General features: G+C 40.0%; 17 protein-coding genes. 15 read left to right on the forward strand and 2 right to left on the reverse strand.

Annotation, left to right across the window (positions count from 1 at the left end; translation table 11 throughout):
- Window positions 1-263: 263 nt before the first annotated feature.
- The 5 genes from QTN47_RS26240 to QTN47_RS26260 all read left to right on the forward strand — a co-directional run bounded on the left by QTN47_RS26240 (window position 264) and on the right by QTN47_RS26260 (window position 7286).
- On the forward strand, window positions 264-1361 hold the full coding sequence (locus tag QTN47_RS26240; RefSeq protein WP_369332427.1) for a DNA cytosine methyltransferase: 1098 nt from the start codon (window positions 264-266) through the stop codon (window positions 1359-1361).
- Window positions 1327-4245 carry an ATP-binding protein gene (locus tag QTN47_RS26245; protein ID WP_369332428.1) on the forward strand — a complete coding sequence of 973 codons (2919 nt, stop codon included), beginning with the start codon at window positions 1327-1329 and terminating at the stop codon, window positions 4243-4245. Before QTN47_RS26240 ends, QTN47_RS26245 begins: the two co-directional genes overlap by 35 nt.
- The gene (locus QTN47_RS26250; protein WP_369332429.1) at window positions 4242-5879 is read left to right on the forward strand and encodes a response regulator receiver domain; all 1638 of its coding nucleotides are present in this window, start codon (window positions 4242-4244) and stop codon (window positions 5877-5879) included. Before QTN47_RS26245 ends, QTN47_RS26250 begins: the two co-directional genes overlap by 4 nt.
- Before the next feature lie 10 nt (window positions 5880-5889).
- The gene (locus QTN47_RS26255) at window positions 5890-6294 is read left to right on the forward strand and encodes a hypothetical protein (RefSeq protein WP_369332430.1); all 405 of its coding nucleotides are present in this window, start codon (window positions 5890-5892) and stop codon (window positions 6292-6294) included.
- Window positions 6295-6479: 185 nt separating this feature from the next.
- Entirely contained in the window at window positions 6480-7286 is an 807-nt protein-coding gene (locus QTN47_RS26260; RefSeq protein ID WP_369332431.1) for an HNH endonuclease, read from the forward strand.
- On the opposite strand, the gene QTN47_RS26265 is transcribed toward QTN47_RS26260, so the two are convergent.
- Both QTN47_RS26265 and QTN47_RS26270 read right to left on the reverse strand, forming a co-directional pair.
- Complete coding sequence (locus QTN47_RS26265) at window positions 7283-7702, reverse strand: very short patch repair endonuclease (RefSeq protein WP_369332432.1); 420 nt, start codon at window positions 7700-7702, stop codon at window positions 7283-7285. The genes QTN47_RS26260 and QTN47_RS26265 overlap by 4 nt on opposite strands.
- A gap of 215 nt (window positions 7703-7917) precedes the next feature.
- Window positions 7918-8331 carry a helix-turn-helix domain-containing protein gene (locus QTN47_RS26270; RefSeq protein ID WP_369332433.1) on the reverse strand — a complete coding sequence of 138 codons (414 nt, stop codon included), beginning with the start codon at window positions 8329-8331 and terminating at the stop codon, window positions 7918-7920.
- A 158-nt stretch (window positions 8332-8489) separates the two neighbouring features.
- On the opposite strand from QTN47_RS26270, the gene QTN47_RS26275 reads away from it, so the two are divergent.
- From QTN47_RS26275 to QTN47_RS26320, 10 genes are all read left to right on the forward strand, one after another.
- Window positions 8490-8786, forward strand: a complete 297-nt coding sequence (locus QTN47_RS26275) for a hypothetical protein (protein WP_369332434.1) — start codon at window positions 8490-8492, stop codon at window positions 8784-8786.
- Window positions 8787-9761: 975 nt separating this feature from the next.
- Window positions 9762-12920: a SusC/RagA family TonB-linked outer membrane protein gene (locus tag QTN47_RS26280; protein WP_369332435.1), complete on the forward strand. Its 3159-nt coding sequence runs from the start codon at window positions 9762-9764 to the stop codon at window positions 12918-12920.
- Between the two features lie 28 nt (window positions 12921-12948).
- The gene (locus QTN47_RS26285; RefSeq protein WP_369332436.1) at window positions 12949-14622 is read left to right on the forward strand and encodes a RagB/SusD family nutrient uptake outer membrane protein; all 1674 of its coding nucleotides are present in this window, start codon (window positions 12949-12951) and stop codon (window positions 14620-14622) included.
- Window positions 14616-15458, forward strand: a complete 843-nt coding sequence (locus QTN47_RS26290; protein ID WP_369332437.1) for a hypothetical protein — start codon at window positions 14616-14618, stop codon at window positions 15456-15458. The genes QTN47_RS26285 and QTN47_RS26290 overlap by 7 nt, the downstream gene beginning before the upstream one ends.
- Complete coding sequence (locus tag QTN47_RS26295; protein ID WP_369332438.1) at window positions 15455-15946, forward strand: nucleotidyltransferase; 492 nt, start codon at window positions 15455-15457, stop codon at window positions 15944-15946. Before QTN47_RS26290 ends, QTN47_RS26295 begins: the two co-directional genes overlap by 4 nt.
- A 395-nt stretch (window positions 15947-16341) precedes the next feature.
- On the forward strand, window positions 16342-16935 hold the full coding sequence (locus tag QTN47_RS26300; protein ID WP_369332439.1) for a Crp/Fnr family transcriptional regulator: 594 nt from the start codon (window positions 16342-16344) through the stop codon (window positions 16933-16935).
- Window positions 16936-17144: 209 nt separating this feature from the next.
- Window positions 17145-17279 (forward strand): hypothetical protein, encoded by a 135-nt coding sequence (locus QTN47_RS26305; RefSeq protein ID WP_369332440.1) that lies wholly within the window; start codon window positions 17145-17147, stop codon window positions 17277-17279.
- A gap of 105 nt (window positions 17280-17384) precedes the next feature.
- On the forward strand, window positions 17385-18032 hold the full coding sequence (locus QTN47_RS26310) for a hypothetical protein (RefSeq protein WP_369332441.1): 648 nt from the start codon (window positions 17385-17387) through the stop codon (window positions 18030-18032).
- A 330-nt stretch (window positions 18033-18362) separates the two neighbouring features.
- Window positions 18363-19283, forward strand: coding sequence for a hypothetical protein (locus QTN47_RS26315; RefSeq protein ID WP_369332442.1), 921 nt, complete (start codon window positions 18363-18365; stop codon window positions 19281-19283).
- A 12-nt stretch (window positions 19284-19295) separates the two neighbouring features.
- Window positions 19296-20213, forward strand: coding sequence for a hypothetical protein (locus QTN47_RS26320; protein ID WP_369332443.1), 918 nt, complete (start codon window positions 19296-19298; stop codon window positions 20211-20213).
- Window positions 20214-20264: the final 51 nt, after the last annotated feature.

Here is a 20264-nt window from a genome sequence, read left to right on the forward strand (position 1 = left end):
CCAAGACCAAGAGTGTAAGTCATAGTCACCAATTTTAGCAGATAGGCAATGTTGAATTCACATGGAGACAGCCTTAATTTTTATCTATTAACAACTCCTGTTAAGTTATTCAAAGCAAAAAATAAGCAATACCAATTATCAATTATTATATTTGTATACCTTATGAGCAACCTTGCATAAGGAACGCAGAGGTGATTAGTGTGATTTTTTAAATATAAACTTATACTATTAAAGATTCTGTTACTGACCTTTTTGAAAATCTAATGAAAAAATTGAGTCAACAAGATAAACCTAAACTCAAGGCTGTGGACTTCTTTTGCTGTTCCGGAGGGGTTACCTGTGGCTTTAGGAAAGCTGGTATTACCGTGCTCGGTGGAATTGATATAGATGACAGTTATAAAGAGACATACGAAAAAAACAATAAGGGTGCAGCTTTCATTCAAGCGGACATTGCTTCATATCAACCGGAGCAACTTGCTGCTGACCTGAACATTGTTCCAAATATGGACGATATGGTTTTTGTCGGATGTAGTCCATGTCAATATTACACTACCATGCAAACCGATAAAACGAAATCCTCTGGGGGTAAGTTGCTTTTAGAAGAGTTCAAACGATTTGTCGATTATTTCCGTCCAGGATTTCTGTTTGTCGAAAATGTTCCGGGCCTTGAAACGAAGGCAGGAAGTCCACTTGCACGATTTAAAAATTACATTGAATCATTGGGATATGTGTTTGACGACGATATAGTAAATGCTTCTGATTATAAAGTGCCTCAAAACAGGAAACGATATGTATTAGTTGCAACACGTCTGGGCAAGCAAATTAAGATTCCTATTCCTAAAAATAGGACTCAAGTAACTGTTAGACATGCAATCGGTCATTTGCCAGAAATTGAAGCGGGGCATAAAGATGATGGTATTGACAAGCATTGGACTGGCCGCTTGGAAACAATAAACCTGAAACGCATACGCAAGACCCCACATGACGGAGGCACACGGTTGGCTTGGAAAGACGATGATGATCTGCAATTAAAATGCTATAAAGGAAAAGACAAAACTTTTATAGATGTGTACAGCCGGATATTTTGGGATTTGCCATCTCCAACAATTACTACTAAGTTCTACAGCATTTCTAACGGACGTTTTGGTCACCCGGAACAAGATAGGGGTTTGTCTATAAAAGAAGGTGCTATATTACAATCCTTCCCGGCCAACTATCACTTCTATTCCAACAGTATGGTGGTAGCTGCCCGCATGATAGGCAATGCTGTACCTCCTAAATTGGCGCAAGCTATTGCAGAATGTTTACTACAATGTTATAAACACTATGGCTCAATTCAGAACCAAGGCCAGAGCAGTTGAGCTGCTGGGAAAAGGCCAGATTGCCGATTTGCCCACGGCCATTTCAGAGCTATGGAAGAACGGATATGATGCCTATGGAGATAAATTAGAGGCGGCATTATACATGCCTGGCTATCAGCAATATCCCGATCCCGTTTTCGTGCTTTCGGATGACGGCAAGGGAATGGATAAGGAAGATGTGTTAAATAAATGGTTTGTGTTGGGTACAGACTCGAAAACGCGTGGAGAAGCTGATGTTGAGGGACCCGACACCACATTGAATAAGAGGCCCCGCGTAAAAATGGGGGAAAAAGGAATCGGCCGCTTGGCCGTAGCTTACCTTGGCCCGCAAATGCTGATGCTGACAAAGAAGAAGAAATGCCCGTTGGAAATGGTATTTTTTGATTGGCGCATTTTGGAAAATTACGACCTGTTTCTTTCTGATGTTAATATTCCTATTCGTTCTATCACCTCTGTTGATGCGTTTGAAGAAGCTTTTCTCCAATTGAAAGAAGAGTTTCTACTCAATTTTCCTGAAATACGTGCAGGACAATCCGATCCTTGGAAAGATCAGCAAGAACTGAAAGTAAAGATTATTTCAGAATGTGAGCAATTGAGCGTTCCGGAATTTATTACGGAAGATTGGATTGCTGATATGCTACAAAAGCCCGTAACTACACATTCTACTCGTTTTGTTATTTTCCAGTCTGATGAACAACTTGTCCAATTAACGGATTTTACTAAGCGAGAAGCTAAAGTAGATAAGGACGATACGACCATTAACCATACAGTCTCTACTCTTGTTGGATTATTTAACCTGTTTAAAAATGAAGAGCCTGAACATAAAACTTATTTCTGGATATACGAGAGCGATGAAACCGGGCGATATGATTTGCTAACTCATCGCGCCTTTTTTAATCCCAATGATTTTACAAATTGTGATCACTTAATAGAGGGAGAGTTTGACGGTCAAGGAGAATTTGTAGGTAAAGTCAGGATTTATAACAAAACTGTACCACACAAATTTGTTCCCCAAAAGAAAAAAGGGAACACTACTTATGGTTCGTTCAAGATTAAAATGGGATATGTAAACCCTCTTGAAAACCAAAGTTTAGTTAAAGGTGAAAATAAACGAGCATTTGACATTAAGCTAGATTTATACAGTGGATTATTTATTTATCGTGATGGATTTAGGGTACTGCCTTACGGTCGACAAGACACCGACTTTTTAGAATTTGAAGAACGAAGAGGAAAACATGCTGGTGAAAACTTTTTTGCTAAACGAAACATGTTCGGCTACATCGAAATAACTCGTAAACATAATGAAAAGCTAAAAGACAAATCGAGTCGTGAAGGCTTCATTAATAACCAAGCATACAGAGATTTCAAAACGGACCTGATTGCATTCTTTCGTGATTTAGCTAAAAAATATTTCGCTACTCGCGCTGAATATAGCTATAAAGAAGACCAACAAGATGACTTAATAAAAAGGGCTGTCGCGGAAAAGCAAGAACATGAACGTGATAATGAAGCGCGTAAAAACTTTGCCAAGGAACTTAAAGATAAACCTCAAGAATTAGAAAATTTACAAGCTGAATTTCAGCAGCACATAGCCAGTCTTAAACAAAAGTCGTTACAAGAGAATCTTGCTTATGAACAAATACAGCAGTTAATGGGCAAAGTTGAGGATTGTAAAACGCGCCTAACGCAATACAAAGTTGCCAAACCTGCAAGGTTCAAACCCACAGAGCTGCAATCCAAAAAATTTCATGCCTACAATAAGATATATGCCTCGGTTGTTAAAGCGTTTGAGCAGTCGGAAGAGGTACTGCGCCCCGTAAGAGATAAATTGAAAGTACATGAACTCTTTAAAGAATTTGAAGAAAAAGCCATTTATTACGAAAATACCTTATCTCGCTATTATCAGGATTATGAGGGCGATTTAGCGAAAGTATTTGATAAAATAAGAAGCGAATTCAATTCCGAAAAAGCTATATTTCTGGCTGAGTTTGGTGAAAAACATACGGCAATTATCCCCGCACGTAATAATGCAACGGAAATAGGTAGAAGTCTTAAAATCTTAGAAACTATCTTCAAAGAATCGCAAGAACGCATACGGAATCGTGTAGAACCTTATTTAAACCACTTACGCAGATTGAGCTTTGATGTAAACGAGGATAACCTTGTTGGGTATTATAAAGATCAGTTTGAGGAAATGAAGGAGGAATGGAACAAAACTTACGAGCTGGCACAATTGGGCATCGCCGTGGAGATAATCGACCACCAATTCAATACGATCTACGCGCAAATGGCCGAGAGCATTAAGAATATTCAGCCCTATTTGAAAGCGGGGAAAGACCCACACAAATTTTATAGACACCTGTCAAATGCCTTTGAGCACCTGCAAGATAATTACAAACTACTGCAACCTATATACAGAACAACGGGACGAGTTCAAAAAGACATTACAGGCAAAGAACTGAAAGAATACACAGAAGAGTTTTTTGAATCTAGGCTGAACGAACATAATATCAAATTTACAATTACTGATCAAGCCAAAAAATGGACAGTAAAATCGTACGAGTCGATTTTCAAACCCGTGTTGATTAATATAGTCAACAATGCAATTTATTGGCTTCAACGCGTAGACGACAAGGAAATAAGAATAGATGTTGATGGCAATAATCTCTTAATCATGAACTCTGGTATGCCTATTGAAGATCATTTGTTAGAAGATATTTTTAAACTATTCTACTCCGAGCGTCCGAAAGGCCGGGGCATTGGATTATACTTAGCCAAGCAAAGCCTTAACGGGATAGGATTTGATATAGAAGCCAGTAATGAGCCGAAATACAACCGTCTAAACGGTGCTTGCTTTATAATAAAACCCATTTCAACCTTATGAATGCGATAGAACTGACTCCGACTGCCATTATTCAGAATTCTATTTTATCATCAGTTTATATTGATGACAAAATAGTTGAGCCTTTCACGGAAAAAAATGCAACAAACGAACAATATTATAACGTATCCCAGGGACTTTTTAATTCCTTCAGAGGCGCAAAAAAAACAATAGACTTCTATCGGTACAATAAAAATTGGAATGATGATGTCGACTATATCTTTAAAAACAGAGACCTGTTAATTCTGGATTGGCAACTAGATGACACGCAAGCTCTAAAACAACCGGAAACTTTGAAGATTCTGAAAAAGGCTGTACAAACAGATAATCTACACTTTGTGTCAATCTATACAGAAAGTAAAAATCTTGATGAAATACTTTATTCTATTAAAGCGTACTTTGATAACTCCTTTAATAAGGAAAGTCAAAATGCCTGCGAAGTGATGCTGGAAGCATTGGAAGCTGAGTTGGGTATTGACACGCTGAAACTGTTTCGAGCTCACGATAAATTTTTCTTTCAATTAGCCTTGACTACGGGAGAACTGAAACAAACCAAGTTAAATGAGCTTAAATCGAAAATTCAAAATGAGCTTGGAAATAATTACAGGATTTTTATGCAGGGGTTGAAAAAGGTTAACATCGATCTGACTAAGGCTTGTGATGTTCTCGGATATTATGTGCACGAAGAACCCCTTTTTGATGATCTTGATTATCCAACAGAAGTTAAGACTGATTACATAGCGGACAACTTTATTGTTGTAAATCACACCATCATACAAGTAACGAGTAAAAATAATCCGGAACCGAAAGATTTATTTGATTTTTTCACGAATGCAATCCAAAAAGTTGCAGGAAATCTGCTTACCCTAATTAGCCTTGAAGTGAGAGGACTTTTAAGAGAAAGCTCTGGATTTGTGGGTAAAGATGCAGACTTAATTAAAGATGAAATATTATTCCATCAGCTTGATAAGAAGGAGGCATTTATTGAATTCTTAATGAGTATCATTAAAAGTCATACAATATCTTATTTTGACCACAAACAAGGAAAACTTAAAAGTGTTACTGCGGCTTTTTGGAATATATACAAAAAAGATAAAAATTTAGAAGCGTCGATTGATTCGTTTAGTAAAGATGAGGTGCAGATTCTAGCAGAGATAAAAAAACTCAACGTCTATTATAACATCCTTCATATTCAGAAATACTCTGGTTCTGCGCTTCGGTTCGGAGATATATTTTTCACCGTCGACCAAAATGGAAAAAGGGATGGACGCTTTTTTTTATGTGTGACAGCCCATTGCGATTGTCTAAATCCGAAGGAGAATATTAAGAATAATTTTTTCTTTGTTGGTGGCAACACGGGAGATATAAATAAATTAATTAAAGAAGGGGATGGAGTTTTTTGTTCTTATATAAAAAATGACACGGGCGTATCAGCGGTTAATTGGAATCCTAAACCTGTTATTATAAATATTCCAGATTCCAAAATTTATGATAACAAATTAGTAGGTAAAGATGGACTACAAAACCAGTACACGTTGGTTTATCATTCTACCTTGAAAGAGAATTATACACAAAGAATGGCAAATAATTCGTTTGCACATGCCATGCGCGTGGGAATTGATTTTGCCTCATTATAAACCAGTTAAAATGTTTGTTAAAGGCCAATTTTACACCAAACATGACATTTATAAAGTTCTAAATGTTCCGTCTGAAAAGCAGCGAGGCGCTTGGGATAAAGGTTATCGAAGCTACGAGGGAAACATTTTTATTTTTTCAAACATTGGTATTCCTGGCCGCACCGGCCACGATTATAACAATTATTGGGAAGGAGAACTATTCATTTGGGAAGCAACGCACCAATCGCATATAAATCAACCGCAAATTAGAAGAATGATTAATCCGCCGCTTGGTCAAAAAATTTTTCTATTTACCAGAACAGATGACCGCTCTCCGTTTACATTTGAGGGTAACATAATTGCCAAGGAATATTTCGACACAACACCGGTAAAAATTGTTTGGAAGATTGATCCGAACGATATCGGCCTTGAATAATAGAGATTTGATGTTTAAAATCCTTGTAAATAACCACTACGATGAACTTAGCTCATCGCATAAGATGGAACTCATTCTTCCTGTTAGGTGTTTGCATGCTGAAATTGCGGATAAAATAAGGTTCGTCGTGATCTTGTCACTTGTTTCAGGGCGATTTTTATAGAAGAAAAAAGAACAATACAGAAATGAATAGTTTCTTTAAACACACATACTATAACACTTATTATTATGCTAATATTGTTGATAATGTCCTAAACAACGATCCTGAACTGGCCGGATTTGTAAGCGATTTCTTTGAGGAAAGAGGATTTATTAATCAACTCACAAAACCTTTTCAAAAACGAAGTGCTTTTCATGTGTTTATAGAGCATGTCTTATGCAACTTTCTAGAAGACGATATGCATTGTCACGATCAACGTAATTATGAATACTGCAAACTTAACCGAGATTTAAAATTTAAGCCCTATGTGGATTCGGTATTAGAAGAGTATGGCATAAAAAATTACTCATTAATGCTCGATGTGAAAAACTATGCAGATATTGAAAGGCATCATGAGGAGCTTGTTGAATCAGGTATTTTAGAAGTATTATATGAAGTTATTGCTAATGAAATATTTCACATTATGTTCAATAACAGAGAAGTACTATTGCGTTTCAATCTTCTGATAGCACAGAAAATTCACGATAATAATAACGATAAAGGCGAAAGTGCGAAGTATTTTAATAAAAATGGTTTTTTAAAACGAGTAGGCATCCCTGCGTGGTGTAAAAAAGCTGTTTATTTTAGAGATAGGGGACGATGCTGTTTTTGTCTCAAGAATCTGAATGGAATTCTATCCATTCACAATCAAAAACACTATGATCATATAATTCCCTTGGCACAAGGCGGACTAAATGATGTAGCAAATATTCAATTGTTGTGTTTATCGTGTAATTTAAATAAAGGAAAAAGGCATATAAGAACTTCAGAAATGTATGAACGGTGGTATTAACAATTTTTCAGTTCGTTGAGAAGTTTAGCTAATACAATTTCTTGCGTTTTTGGTTTTAAGTCGCAGCTCCAAATGACTATAACCCGCCACCCTGTTTCCCTTAAGTATCTGACTGCCTTTTCATCGTTAGCTATGTTTTTAGCGATTTTCTCCTTCCACCACTCCGTGCGAGTTTTCGGCAGTGAAGCATAAGCGCACTCGTTATGTCCGTGCCAAAAGCAACCATGTATAAAAATTACTGTTTTGTATTTCGAAAGTACTATGTCTGGTTTGCCTGCGAGTTTATTTTGATGAAGACGATAACGAATACCATGAGAAAAAAGGAATTTCCGTACCACTAACTCCGGCTTAGTGTTTTTACTTTTAATTTTGCTCATATTGTAACTTCTAACCGTTTTGCTGTGTATATCGGCCATCCGGAATATTGTTTTTACAAAGTTACAGATCAGAGGCTGTGTTTGATAGTTGGGCCAGGCAAGGGCGTCCACGTTAGGGATAGGAGAATTATTTTCTAAATTTTGATCAGCAAATATTTAGTACAACTTGAATAGTCATCAAACAATAAAATCTGCCAAGAAAATGAGCATATCTTTTAGTTGAAACACTAAAAATTAATTTCTTTATATGTTAGCTATTTCTCCAACAGCTTCTCCAACCTCGCGATCATCTCATCCTTATCCTTCAACATTCTTTCACACAGCGCCTCCTTCTCTTTATATATCTTCAATATTTCTTCGATGGGGTTAAATATTTGGGTGTTACTGCAGTTATAGCTATTTATTGTGGAGCTGTCATAACTATTGTGCGAAAATATATTTACAGCTTCCTTAGTATCAAAATTCTCAATCGCTTCCTTAGGCACCTTCAAGGCTTTAGCAACCTTCTCAAACAACGCCGGTTCTATTTCAGCTTTTGCTTCCAGCATCGATACTTTTCTTTGGTTCCAGTCGTCTCCAAGCTCCATTGCCAGCGCGTCTTGTTTTACGCCAAGCATCTCCCGGAACCTCTTAATCTTTTCTCCCTGGTGGATGGTATGTTCTGCCATAGTTGTAAGAATATGTGTGCCGACAAATATAATATTTACCTGTTGGTGTAAAAAGTATTTAAGTCTTACTGTGGGCAAAAAGAGGATTGGTAAAATATCGCATCTACCTGATTTTTTAGCGGCGGTTAATAAACTTACTTCGTACAAACCCAATCTTCATGCAAAATCCTCTGCCCACAACCGCTGCTTCTTCAAAATGGCTCAAGCTGTACAATGTCCTCAACAAGCCCGAAACCAAAGAGCCATGCGATATTATTGTTCGTTTTTTCAATAACTACACGCTTTCAGAAATAAGGGAAAAACTAAGCGATTGGTTCTTTGATACACTGCAAGAGGATAATTCAGACATTAAGCAACATGCCTTGCTGTACAACGATCTTCAAAAAATGGTAGAAGCGGTGTATGAGGTGGCACATGAAGTTTGCGATGGCAAGGGAATGCTGCCCGCTGAATAGGCCTCTTGTTGCCTGGTATTTCACGCAAAGGCGCAAGGGTTTCACGCAATCCCCACAGTACTGTGCGGGATTGCGTGAAACCTTTAAATCTGCTCATCAGGTAAAATAGTACAGCCAGCTGATTTTTTATCCAGGCGTATTACGCTTACTTCGTTCCAAAGTCCAAAACATATGAAAGATCAACTAGCTATCCATCGGTGTATGCACCCACACGGTCAACGGTACAAGTTTGTAATAACACAATGTTCACTGGTTTATAATTGCCGGTTATACGTTGTGGCGGGTTTATAGCATCGCTATATAAACGTTAACAGCATCGCTTACAATATTACCCTTAACCAACAGATTGCAACAGCTCATGAAAAAAATACTATTACCTACTAAATCCATATTGCGCGTAATCCATATAACAAGCAACAATACTTGTAAGGATTATCGCCGCAGCCGTATAAAACGGTAAGCCTCGCTATTGTATCAGAATTGTTTATTAATACTTCCACAAACAGTTATTTCTTTCGGTCATAATATTTAATAACCCCTAAAACCAACCACTTATGATATAAAATTCATCACCCAAAAAGACTGCGGTGTTCCCGCACCGCCGCACATGCTTTCTGGTAAAAGAAGCCGGAAAGCCGGTTCGCTGTAGAATGTTGGTTGGTTATGATTGGCAATATAAATGCTCGAAAAATAGCGTGATCGGATCAATAAATTCATTGCCGTCTGCTTTAGCTGACGGATAGTGATTGATCTTCTATCGTGGGCTTTAGCCAAAAACAGAAATGTATGGCTAAAGCCATATTCAGGAAATTTTATTTTCCGTCAGCTAAAGCAGACGGCAATGAAAAAAACATCACTATAATCAAATCTTTCATTCGCACAAGTGCAGACATCTGCCAACGTTTACGAAGCCTTCATAACCAAACAACATTGCTCGCCTAAACAATTTTATTTAACGTAAAATCACCTGCTTGTATGAACAAAAAATACAAATGGTCCCCGTCATGCTGTACCCATAGTGTTATAGTTAAATCCTTCCTTGTTTTAATAGCACTCAACCTGGCATTATTGAATAAAGCCTTTTCACAGGATCATAAACTTTCCGGAACCATTACCGACTCTTCCGGCAAAGCCGTCGCCGGCGCCAGCGTTATGATCAAAGGAACACAGCGTGGAACTGCTTCAAATGAAAATGGCTTTTTCGAATTGAACGCACAGGTTGGCCAGGAGCTGGTTATATCAGCAATGGGTTATGCAGATCAAACAGTAAAGATCACGTCAACATCCACACCGCTTGAAATCAGGCTCACCGCAACACATGCCGTGTTGGAAGATGTTGTGGTGGTTGGATACGGCACACAAAAAAAAGTGAACCTTACGGGTGCTGTAGCAACAGTAAGTGGAAAAACGCTTCAGGACAGGCCCATAACAAACGTTGGACAAGGCCTGCAGGGATTGGTTCCCAACCTGAACATTTCATTTGCCAACGGCGCACCGGGCATGGGCGCAACGTTTAATATACGTGGAACTACAAGTTTAAACGGAGGCAGTCCGCTGATATTGGTAGATGGCGTACAAATGGATGCCAATTTAATTGACCCGGCTGATGTGGAAAGTGTAACTGTGTTAAAGGATGCGGCCTCTGCGGCCATCTACGGAGGGCGTGCCGCTTATGGCGTTATTCTTATTACTACAAAAAAAGCTGCGGGTGGTGTTCCTAAAATTAATTACTCAGGCTCGTACACGATTTTCAAGCCAACGCGCCAGGCCAAGTACCTGAACTCCGTTGACTATATCCGCATATTCAACGAAGCAAACCGAACGGGTATGAATGGCGGTACACAAGCAAGTTCTGTATTTACGGAACAGGATTCGGTTCTGACAACAGCTTACTTTAACGACCCGGCTAATAATTCAACGGTATATATTGATCCCGGAAATCCCAACAAATACCGTTATGTTGGAAACACAGACTGGATTAAAGAATTATATCCCGGTTGGGCAGCTATGCAACAGCACAATTTGTCCCTGTCCGGTGGCAATGCAAAAACATCTTATGCCGCTTCATTGGGATATTTTACGCAGGGAGGCATTTTAAAATTGGCAGACCAGCGTTATAACCGGTTGAACCCAAGTCTAAAAGTAAAAACGGAGATCACAGATTGGTTTACCGTAAATGCGAGCATTTTACTCAATCATTGGGATTACAATACGCCGGCGCCAACCAACAACGGTGGCACAAGCAGTGGTTGGATCACGGGCGATGCGCGACCCCTTATGCCCGTTAAACATCCCGATGGTAACTATTCCGGGCAAGGCAGTTTTACCAATCCCATTGCAGTGATGGAACAGAACGGTCGTTCAAAAACAACAGCAAATGATCTATGGCTCACAGGAAGAGCGATACTTAAACCGGTTAAACACGTTACGGTAACAGCAGATTATACATGGAACAACTACACCAATTTTAACCAGCAGAACTATAAAGAGTTTATGGAATATGGTGTGAACGGCATGCCGCTGGGGTTATTTGCCTGGACAAAGCCCAATGGTGTTACAGAAAGCTTTTCAAACGATAACTATTATGCTTTAAATGCATACGCTGATTACGAGAATACTTTTGCCGGCAAGCATTACGTAAAAGCCACAGTTGGTTATAACCAGGAATTAAAACAATCAAAGTATAGAACGGAGTATGCTAAAAACCTGATTGACCAGGAGCTGCCTTCTATCAATTTAAATAACGATAGCAAGCCATCTGTTGGTGGCAGTCAATCAGAATGGGCATTATCTGGTAACTTCTTCCGGTTAAATTATGTTTATGCTAATAAGTACCTGCTGGAAGTTAATGGCCGCTATGATGGCAGTTCCAAATTTGCAAGAGGTAACCGCTATTATTTTTCACCTTCAGTATCCGCAGGATGGCGCATTTCGAAAGAAGCATTTTTTGAACCGTTCAGCAATGTCGTCAGCAATTTAAAGATCAGGGCATCTTACGGAACATTGGCCAACCAGGCTGTGGCATCCAACTATCCCTACATTTCAACAATGACAGCTAATGCGGTGAATTACATTTATGGAGATCAGCTTGGTATGGGTGTTTCGACTCCCGGCCTTGTAAGCTCCAACTTTACATGGGAAAAAGTTACGAGCAATAATATAGGACTTGACTTTGGCTTTTTGAATGAGAAGTTAACCGGCTATTTTGAATGGTACACACGCGCCACCAAAGGCATGGTTGTAGCAGGCTCCCCGTTACCCGCAGTGCTTGGAACGACTGCGCCACGTCAGAACGCAGCGGATTTAAAAACGCGTGGATGGGAGCTGAATCTAAGCTGGAAAGACAAAGTGGGTAAGGATGTTTCCTATTCCGTTGGTCTTGCATTGTCTGATTACCAGGCTGAGATCACCAAATATGACCTGAATCCAAACAAAGTGATCGGCAGCAATTACACAGGTCAGAAAATGGGTGAAATATGGGGCTATGTCACTGACGGGTATTTTAAATCAGATGAAGATGCTGCGGCTGCAGATCAGTCAAAGATCTGGAACGGTAGGTGGCTTGCCGGCGATATTAAATACAAGGACCTGGATGGAAAATCGGGCATAACTCCCGGTGCCAATTCGGTGACTGATCCGGGTGATAGAAAGATCATCGGTAATAACACTCCACGCTACCAGTATGGCATTAATGCATCTGTAAGTTATAAAGGGCTTGACCTGGTAATTTTTGTGCAGGGCATTGCAAAGCGTGACGTGTGGATGGCGGACAATGCTTTCAGAGCTTTCGCCAGCGAATGGAGTGTTCCCATGGTATATGCAAAAGATTACTGGACACCGCAAAACAACAATGCCTATTTTCCCAGGATTCGCTTTGGCGGAGGCAATTATGAAACACAATCAAAATACCTGCAACATGCGTCTTACCTGCGAATGAAGGAACTGTCAGTGGGCTACACTTTTCCCAAACAATGGACCGACAAGGCCAAATTAAGCAGGCTCCGCGTTTATGTAACCGGCCAAAATCTGTTTGAATTCACCAAATTGTTTAAAGCATACGATCCTGAAATACTGGACTTCAGGGGATACCCATTGAACAGAGCCATTGCCTTTGGCCTGCAACTGGGATTATAACGCTTTAAAAAACTAAACTTTATTAAACATGAAATCTAACATATCGTATATAGCACTATCGATCTTGCTTTTGATGGGCTGCAAAAAAGAAGCTTTCTTAGACAGGTATCCGATGGATGCCCTTAGCGAACCAACATATTTTAAAAATGAGAATGACCTGAAACTGTTTTGTAACACCTTGTACACAACGCTGCCGGAGCAATCCTTTCCCGGCGATGTGAACTCAGACATCATGGTGCCCAAGTCGAAATTTGCATTTTGGGCCGACCAGTATGTAGTGCCCGTCAGCGGTGGATTTTGGAGCAGTTCGGACTGGGCCACGATAAGATCCTGCAATTATTTTTTAAGCCGTTACAAGGTTGCAGATGCATCTAATGATGTCAAAAGCAAATATGCTGCAGAAGCCCGTTTTTTCCGTGCCCATTCTTATTGGGGAAAGGTAAAGCTGTTTGGTGATGTGCCCTGGATGGGAAGTTATATTGTTGACACATCCTACCTGTTGTATGCAAAGCGCGATCCGCGAAAAATGGTGATGGATTCCGTTTTGAGTGATCTGAATTTTGCGATAAACAACCTGCCGTTGCCCGAGAAGGCCGAGTCGGGCCGTCTGCACAAATATGCTGCCATGGCCCTCAAGGCAAGGATCTGTTTGTGGGAAGGAACACACAGAAGATACTTTGGCGAAGGTGATGATGTTGTATACCTGCAGGAAGCGGCGAGCAATGCCGAAGCAATCCGCAGTGCTGGTCTGTATGATGTGTACAGTACCGGCAATCCCGATAAGGATTATTACAACTTATTCATCCAGCAGGAATTGCTGAACAACAAAGAAGCGATTTTTCCAATGCGCTATTTGAAGGACGTGCGGATGAACAATATATCAAGAGCATTGGGTGAAACAAACTGCGGCTATAGCAAAAGCTTTGTACGATCTTATTTATGTACTGACGGACTGCCCATATCGCTCAGCCATTTATACAAAGGCGATGATTCACTGGATGCAGAGTGCATTAATCGTGATCCGCGTTTTAAACAGACGATCGCCACACGAGGCTTTGTATTTCTTGTAAATACGGATGGTTCCAAAGACACGATCTCGCTGCCGAGAATTGGCACCGCTGTTACATCCACCGGATACCAAACCATCAAGGGGCGCTCCAGCGATATTGCTACATGGAACGCTAACCAATCGGTGCTTGACTTTTTTGTATTCCGTTATGCGGAGATCTTATTGATTGAGGCCGAAGCAAAAGCAGAATTAAATACCTGCACACAAGCGGTAATTGACAATACGATCAACAAGCTTCGCAAAAGAGTGGGAATGCCCAACATGGTAATTGCATCACTGCAAAAAGATCCGGGCTCCGAATTTCCCGCCCTGCCTGTATTGCTCGATGAAATAAGACGCGAAAGGAAGATTGAACTCGCCGGTGACGGTTTCCGCTCAGATGACATACTGCGCTGGAAGGCTGGAAAGCTGCTGGAAAATCCTGAAAGCATTTTAGGCATGAAGCTGCTGCCACAAACAATAGCGCAGTACAAGTATGATGTTTCAGGGATGCCGTTAGATAAGGATAGCTATATCCGTGTGTATACGGATATTATATCGAGAACATGGAAAGATAAATTGTATCTCTATCCGATTCCAACGCAGGAATTAACATTAAACCCGAATTTGTTGCCGCAAAATCCGGGATGGTAGTAAAGGGGAGTTATTTCACGCGGTCCCGCACAGTACTGTGGGGACGGCGCGGCGGCACACACGCTCTGCTAAGCCTCGGGGCTTCGCAGCCTTATTCTATCGCTTGCGGCGATAAAAAAGGAATTGTTTCACGCAAAGGACGCAAAGGAGCAGAGGCGCAGAGGGCTGCTAGTCATTTCTCGCAGCGCACGCAAAGAGGCGGCGACGCGGCGGACTATTCATACGATGCAATACTATCTAAAGTTTGCAATGATGCAACAATAAGCACGCCGCCGTGCCGTTGCTCCGCTGCGTCCCCACAGTACTGTGGGGATTGCGTGAAACCGTTCTTTGCACCTTTGCGTGAAACCTATCTGCTGTTTATGACAAATATGATCACTTTATTGGTTATATTTGCTTTCATGGGAAACGCATCTAACAAACGGGTAGTGACCATTCATTGGAAAAATCGGAAGGATCTTTCATTCGAAGTGTTTTCTAATCTTAAAAACTTATGCTTAAGCTATCCCGAATACAATTACAATACGCTCAACAACTACTTAAGTAAAGCAAAAACTCACTACGAAAATGATGACGTGCGTATTGAGCGAAAAGATATAATTGTACGCCCGAAACAAATGGAAAAGGAGACAGCTAATATCGCGGGCAGAATTGTTCCCGTTGTTCGTCGGTTTGCCATGAAAGATGCAAATGAGCATAGTGATGATCTGGCATACTGGCTCGCTCAACCTGCAGCTAAGCGCGTTGCTGCCGTAACTTTCATTATATCCCAATCGCTCGGTAAAGATGACCGGATGAACAAAAAGATTGTCAATAAACAAAAGATAAAAGGATGATACTTGCGCGGGATTTCGAAGACTTTATTAAACTGCTAAATAAGCATAAGGTAGCTTATATGGTGGTGGGTGGATATGCGCTTGCATTTCATGGTAAACCACGCCATACAGGCGATCTTGATATTTGGATAAACATTTCTAACACGAACGCTTCAAAGATGTTGAAAGTGCTGAAAGACTTTGGCATGGGTGCGCTTGGATTTGAGAAAGAAGATTTTTTAAGACCAGGGTATATTACCCAGATAGGCTACCCTCCGTTGCGCATAGACATTCTCAACAACATTGATGGGCTCGAATTTGACGAAGCTGTCAAAAATATGCAACAGATGGATGCAGACGGGGTTATAATCAATTACATCGGATTGAATGATTTTCTAAAAAACAAAGAAGCTTCGGGCAGAAGCCAGGATTTAGTGGATATTCAGGAAATTAAGAAGGCGATCAAAAATGTGCAGGATAAACAGAGAGGGCGAGGGCGGAAAATATAACTGATAGCGACGCGTCAGAACGGAGTTTGATTGCTTTAAAACCCTTCCTAAGATAGAAAGTTGTTGGTTGACTGCAGAGTGGTTTGATGATGAGGAGGAGAAAGTAAAAAGTAAAAACGATTAATAAAGGTTTAATCTAATTTCTGTAAAAACGCTTTTTTACGAAAAAGTTGGATTCGATCAATTTCGCACATTTAGGCGAGGCGGAATCTAAACGTATTGATTTTCACATTGGGGTTGTCAATAGGAGATTAGATCTACTCGACAAGGGATCATCGTCGACGATCGAAAACATACATTACGGTGTTCGCGAAATGGATGTCGCTCAAAAAGAATATCTTTGATAAGGGTCGTTTTTCTGTTTTTTCCAAGTTGCCAACCTAAATCTTGACGCGATGCAAGCTTATGATAAACACCAAAAGCTACTCAGGTATAAGAAGAAACTTGAATCTTTGGCACGAATATCTAAGAAGGATTTTGACCAGTTATGCTCTATAATGCATGAAAGAGATTTAAAAAAGGGTGAAGTGATACTAAAAGAGGGGCAAATATGCAAGTGTTATTATTATATTAACAATGGGAGTATACGCGGTTTTGAAATACACGAAGGAAAAGAGATCAACATTAATTTTTACTTCGAAGAAGATTTGGCTTGTAATTTTAGAAGTTTTATTCGCCAGTCCCCCTCTAGTTTAAATTTGGTCGCTGCCGAAAATTGCAAGGTCTTTTACGTTTCCAGGTCCGACGCTATTGAGCTATTTCTAAATAATAATTCTCTCCACTTTTTACTGTTTCGTTTTTTTGAAGAGCTATATCTCAAAGAAGAAGAGCATTCAAGCATGTTTAAATTAATGTCTCCTGCTCAGCGCTATAAACATACATTAGACAATCATCCCAATTATTTTCAACAAGTACCTCTAACTCATCTTGCTTCATATTTGGGAATGAGTCGTGAAACGCTGAATCGTATTCGGAAAAATTTTCAATGAAAAATTTTTGTGCAATTTGACACAGGAGTGTTTTCCCACAAAAAATACCTTTGCAAGTCTGTGTTGTGCATGGATGTATATGTGTGTGTGAATACGATTTAAACACTCCGATATCCAAATCCGACAAAGAACATCCGTAAACTATATACCCAACGAAATGAAAAAAGTTCTCATTATTAGCGCTTTAGCCGTTACCATGTTAACCGTTTATGGCTACACTTCAAGAAAATATGCAACATGTAATGGTGATAAAACTTGCAAGGCATGCAAAAATTGTAAATATTGCAAGCATTGTAGTAAGGACGGTGGCAGATGCGGAGTTTGCCAGTAAAGAAATGATTTAAATGTTTTATGGCTAGTAATAGACCAGCGAAGAACACCTACACAATTTCTGTTAAAACTGAAATGCAGGTTTTAAGTTTCAGAATCTATAATAATTCAAGTAATAAATGAAGCATCTTTTTCGACTTCTGTTAGTAGTAGTTGTTGTGTCTACCGGATGTAAAAGTAAAGAAAGTACTTCTGCAAAGCACATTGAAACTGTTGTTGTCTGGTCTAATCAAGAAGATGAGAGTACGGCACACGATGAAAAACTATCAGATTATGCCGATGGTATATGGTGTGCAGATGTTGAGTACTATAATCCAAACACGGGAACAAGACATACTTATGAGCTCAATGTTGAGGTTGAAAACGGTCAATTAATCAGAATTAACTGGCCAAACGGGGGATGGCTTGACGAGTCTCATTTTATAAGTGAAGACATAGGAGATGGTGAATGCAGTTTCATAAGTGACAAGGGATATCATTATCAAATTACCTTAGAAAACGAAGGGGAATGTAGTTATGTAAACCACTATCAATTTCAACATGATGTAGCAACAGATCAACAATCATTGATTTGTCCAATGTGCGGAAACAAAAAGTACAGTTACGAAGAGATTTGTTTTGACTGTGAAAGACGTGCATACAGATGTCCCAAATGTTTAGGTCGAAAAAGCCCATCCGAAAGCCTTTGCAGTTTTTGCGAAAGTGATCTTCGACTTAATCATGATGAAAAAAATGATTTTGAAAATGATGAAGAAAATGATTTTTGAAAATGATCTTTCAAATTAAATGGAGGCTTAGTCCTGTTGAAGTTAAGGTCATGAGCTAAATCCGACCTGCCCAAATAGGAATAAGTCTATTATGATTTTGATTTGCTAAAAGTTGGCTTTTTTACGCAACCGGACTAGCTTCTTTTAAAGGTATAAAGGACTCAGGCTGGCAACCTATTAGTTGGGTCCTTCCCAAAATTTTAATTTGCCCCTTTCCTTCCTCCTCCTATATTTGTCGTACTAACAGCAATCGTACCTAAATCCATCCTCCGAAACACCCCTTATTTTCCAAATGACATAAACCGTAAACCAGATTTACTAAGGCTAATTATGAATAAAATAACCCTATTGTTTTGTGCAAGTTGCTTGTCAATACTATTTGCGTGCACAAAATCCACGAGTGGTGGAGAGCAGCAACAACCGCCTAACCCGCCAGATCCGCCCAATCCGCCTGGCACGCGCAGCAAGTTTGGCGTAAGTTTTCGTTTAGGCAATATAGATGTTCAGAAAGATGGCCGCATTGCATTTAAAGAAATGGCTGCGGGTGAATATCTGCGCTATTTGTTCTATGGGGCGTATGACTCAACCGGCGCTCTTGCCAGCAAGAAGGTGCAGGACCTTACCAATGGCGGCTCTGCTGCAGATTTTGGCGCTATAACGGATTCGCTTGCTCCGGGTAAGTACACTGTTATCCTCGGTGGAGGCAACATGAACATCTTTGATGCAAATAATAATGCTGACAACCTGGTAAACCTCCTCAAATTCTACAGCGGTGATTCGCAGGATGTATTTTATAAGAAGATCAACCTTATTGTAGGCTCAAAAGATACTGCTTACAGCGGCGTTCGCTTAAACAGGATCACCAGCGCCGTTGAAGTAAAGATCACTGACACGTTGCCACCAGTTGTTACGCAGATCTCCGTTAAGCTGGACAATCAACCCGTCTATTTTAGTCCGTATAACGATGCTGTAGTTGGTGTTGATTCTGTCTTGTTTTCCAGCGATTACAACGTTTCGTCGGCGTCTATCGACTTCAACTGTTTTACTACTACCGGCAAACACTCGGTAACCATCACCGGCTATTCGGCTGATAATAAACCTGTGTATCAGAAAACAATTGAAAATGTTCAACTGGATCCCAACAAACAAACTGTATTGCAGGGAACCCTTTCCGATGCACCATATGGGCAACATCCCATGGTTGTTACAGTTGATCCGGATTATAGCGAAAGTATTACTTACAACTTCTAAACCACATAATTTATGAGTGGCCTTTCTTACATAAAAAAAATATTATGTGCATGCCTATGCGTTGTTGCGGTGGCATGCAATAAATCCTCTACCGCTCCGAATGAAAATGATAAACCTGATAAAACTGCGAACACATCAGCTGCAATACGCAAATATGCTGTTCGTTTCAGCCTTGGAGATATCGATGTTTCGGATGGACGGACTGCAAACAGGGAAATGCCTGTAAGAAACTATCTGCATTACTTGTCTTATAGAGCTTATGATTCTACTGGTCGTTTGATAAGCAAAATTGTGCAGGACTCCATTTTAGCATATGCCGGACCTGACTTTGGAGTTATTAACGACTCGTTACCGGTTGGTGATTATACTATCGTGGTTGTGGGCGCTCAATACTATTCTGTTGAGTTTTATGATGATACCTTGTTAAGTAGGTTCAATTTATTCACCCGGCATGAAGATGTCTGCTTAAAGAAATTTAATATAACCGTTTCAGAACATGACTCTATTGCAGCGCCTATAAAACTGGAACGAATAACGGGAGTTCTTGAAATAAATCTAAAAGATACGCTGCACCCAGAAGTGAAAATGGAGAAGGTGTATGTTGACAGCACCTATTTACACATGCAAATAGCCACTGGTGAGCTTCAGTCTTCTATAACAGATTTTTTTCCCTCATGGGGCTCACTTGCCTATCCATATTCTTTCAGCATCGGCTACTTGGGGTCGAATACAACCCACACAGTTACTATTGTAGGTTGTGATATTAACGAACAACCAGTTGCTCAAAGGGTGATAACAGGCGTATATATCTATCCAAACAGAAAAACGATATTAACGGGAAGACTTTTTGACACGTCTGACACTGGGGGCAAGAATGCTGGATCTCTGTGGGTGGACAAACGCACCGGTTCCATAAACCAGAAGTTTTAAACTTTTAATCTTATGTGTTGTGGTTGTGAGTAATGAAACAACTCAACGAAT

It is taken from the genome of Danxiaibacter flavus (assembly GCF_041060425.1).
GTDB classification, from domain to species: domain Bacteria; phylum Bacteroidota; class Bacteroidia; order Chitinophagales; family Chitinophagaceae; genus Danxiaibacter; species Danxiaibacter flavus.

Excerpts from the sequence above, each read along its gene's own strand:
- QTN47_RS26320 (WP_369332443.1), top strand. The coding sequence starts at position 19,296 with ATGAGTGGCCTTTCTTACATAAAAAAAATATTATGTGCATGCCTATGC.
- QTN47_RS26285 (WP_369332436.1), top strand. The coding sequence starts at position 12,949 with ATGAAATCTAACATATCGTATATAGCACTATCGATCTTGCTTTTGATG.
- QTN47_RS26305 (WP_369332440.1), top strand. The coding sequence starts at position 17,145 with ATGGCTACACTTCAAGAAAATATGCAACATGTAATGGTGATAAAACTT.
- QTN47_RS26270 (WP_369332433.1), bottom strand. The coding sequence starts at position 8,331 with ATGGCAGAACATACCATCCACCAGGGAGAAAAGATTAAGAGGTTCCGG.
- QTN47_RS26255 (WP_369332430.1), top strand. The coding sequence starts at position 5,890 with ATGTTTGTTAAAGGCCAATTTTACACCAAACATGACATTTATAAAGTT.
- QTN47_RS26300 (WP_369332439.1), top strand. The coding sequence starts at position 16,342 with ATGCAAGCTTATGATAAACACCAAAAGCTACTCAGGTATAAGAAGAAA.
- QTN47_RS26280 (WP_369332435.1), top strand. The coding sequence starts at position 9,762 with ATGAACAAAAAATACAAATGGTCCCCGTCATGCTGTACCCATAGTGTT.
- QTN47_RS26250 (WP_369332429.1), top strand. The coding sequence starts at position 4,242 with ATGAATGCGATAGAACTGACTCCGACTGCCATTATTCAGAATTCTATT.
- QTN47_RS26275 (WP_369332434.1), top strand. The coding sequence starts at position 8,490 with ATGCAAAATCCTCTGCCCACAACCGCTGCTTCTTCAAAATGGCTCAAG.
- QTN47_RS26260 (WP_369332431.1), top strand. The coding sequence starts at position 6,480 with ATGAATAGTTTCTTTAAACACACATACTATAACACTTATTATTATGCT.
- QTN47_RS26245 (WP_369332428.1), top strand. The coding sequence starts at position 1,327 with ATGGCTCAATTCAGAACCAAGGCCAGAGCAGTTGAGCTGCTGGGAAAA.
- QTN47_RS26290 (WP_369332437.1), top strand. The coding sequence starts at position 14,616 with ATGGTAGTAAAGGGGAGTTATTTCACGCGGTCCCGCACAGTACTGTGG.
- QTN47_RS26315 (WP_369332442.1), top strand. The coding sequence starts at position 18,363 with ATGAATAAAATAACCCTATTGTTTTGTGCAAGTTGCTTGTCAATACTA.
- QTN47_RS26265 (WP_369332432.1), bottom strand. The coding sequence starts at position 7,702 with ATGGCCGATATACACAGCAAAACGGTTAGAAGTTACAATATGAGCAAA.
- QTN47_RS26310 (WP_369332441.1), top strand. The coding sequence starts at position 17,385 with ATGAAGCATCTTTTTCGACTTCTGTTAGTAGTAGTTGTTGTGTCTACC.
- QTN47_RS26240 (WP_369332427.1), top strand. The coding sequence starts at position 264 with ATGAAAAAATTGAGTCAACAAGATAAACCTAAACTCAAGGCTGTGGAC.
- QTN47_RS26295 (WP_369332438.1), top strand. The coding sequence starts at position 15,455 with ATGATACTTGCGCGGGATTTCGAAGACTTTATTAAACTGCTAAATAAG.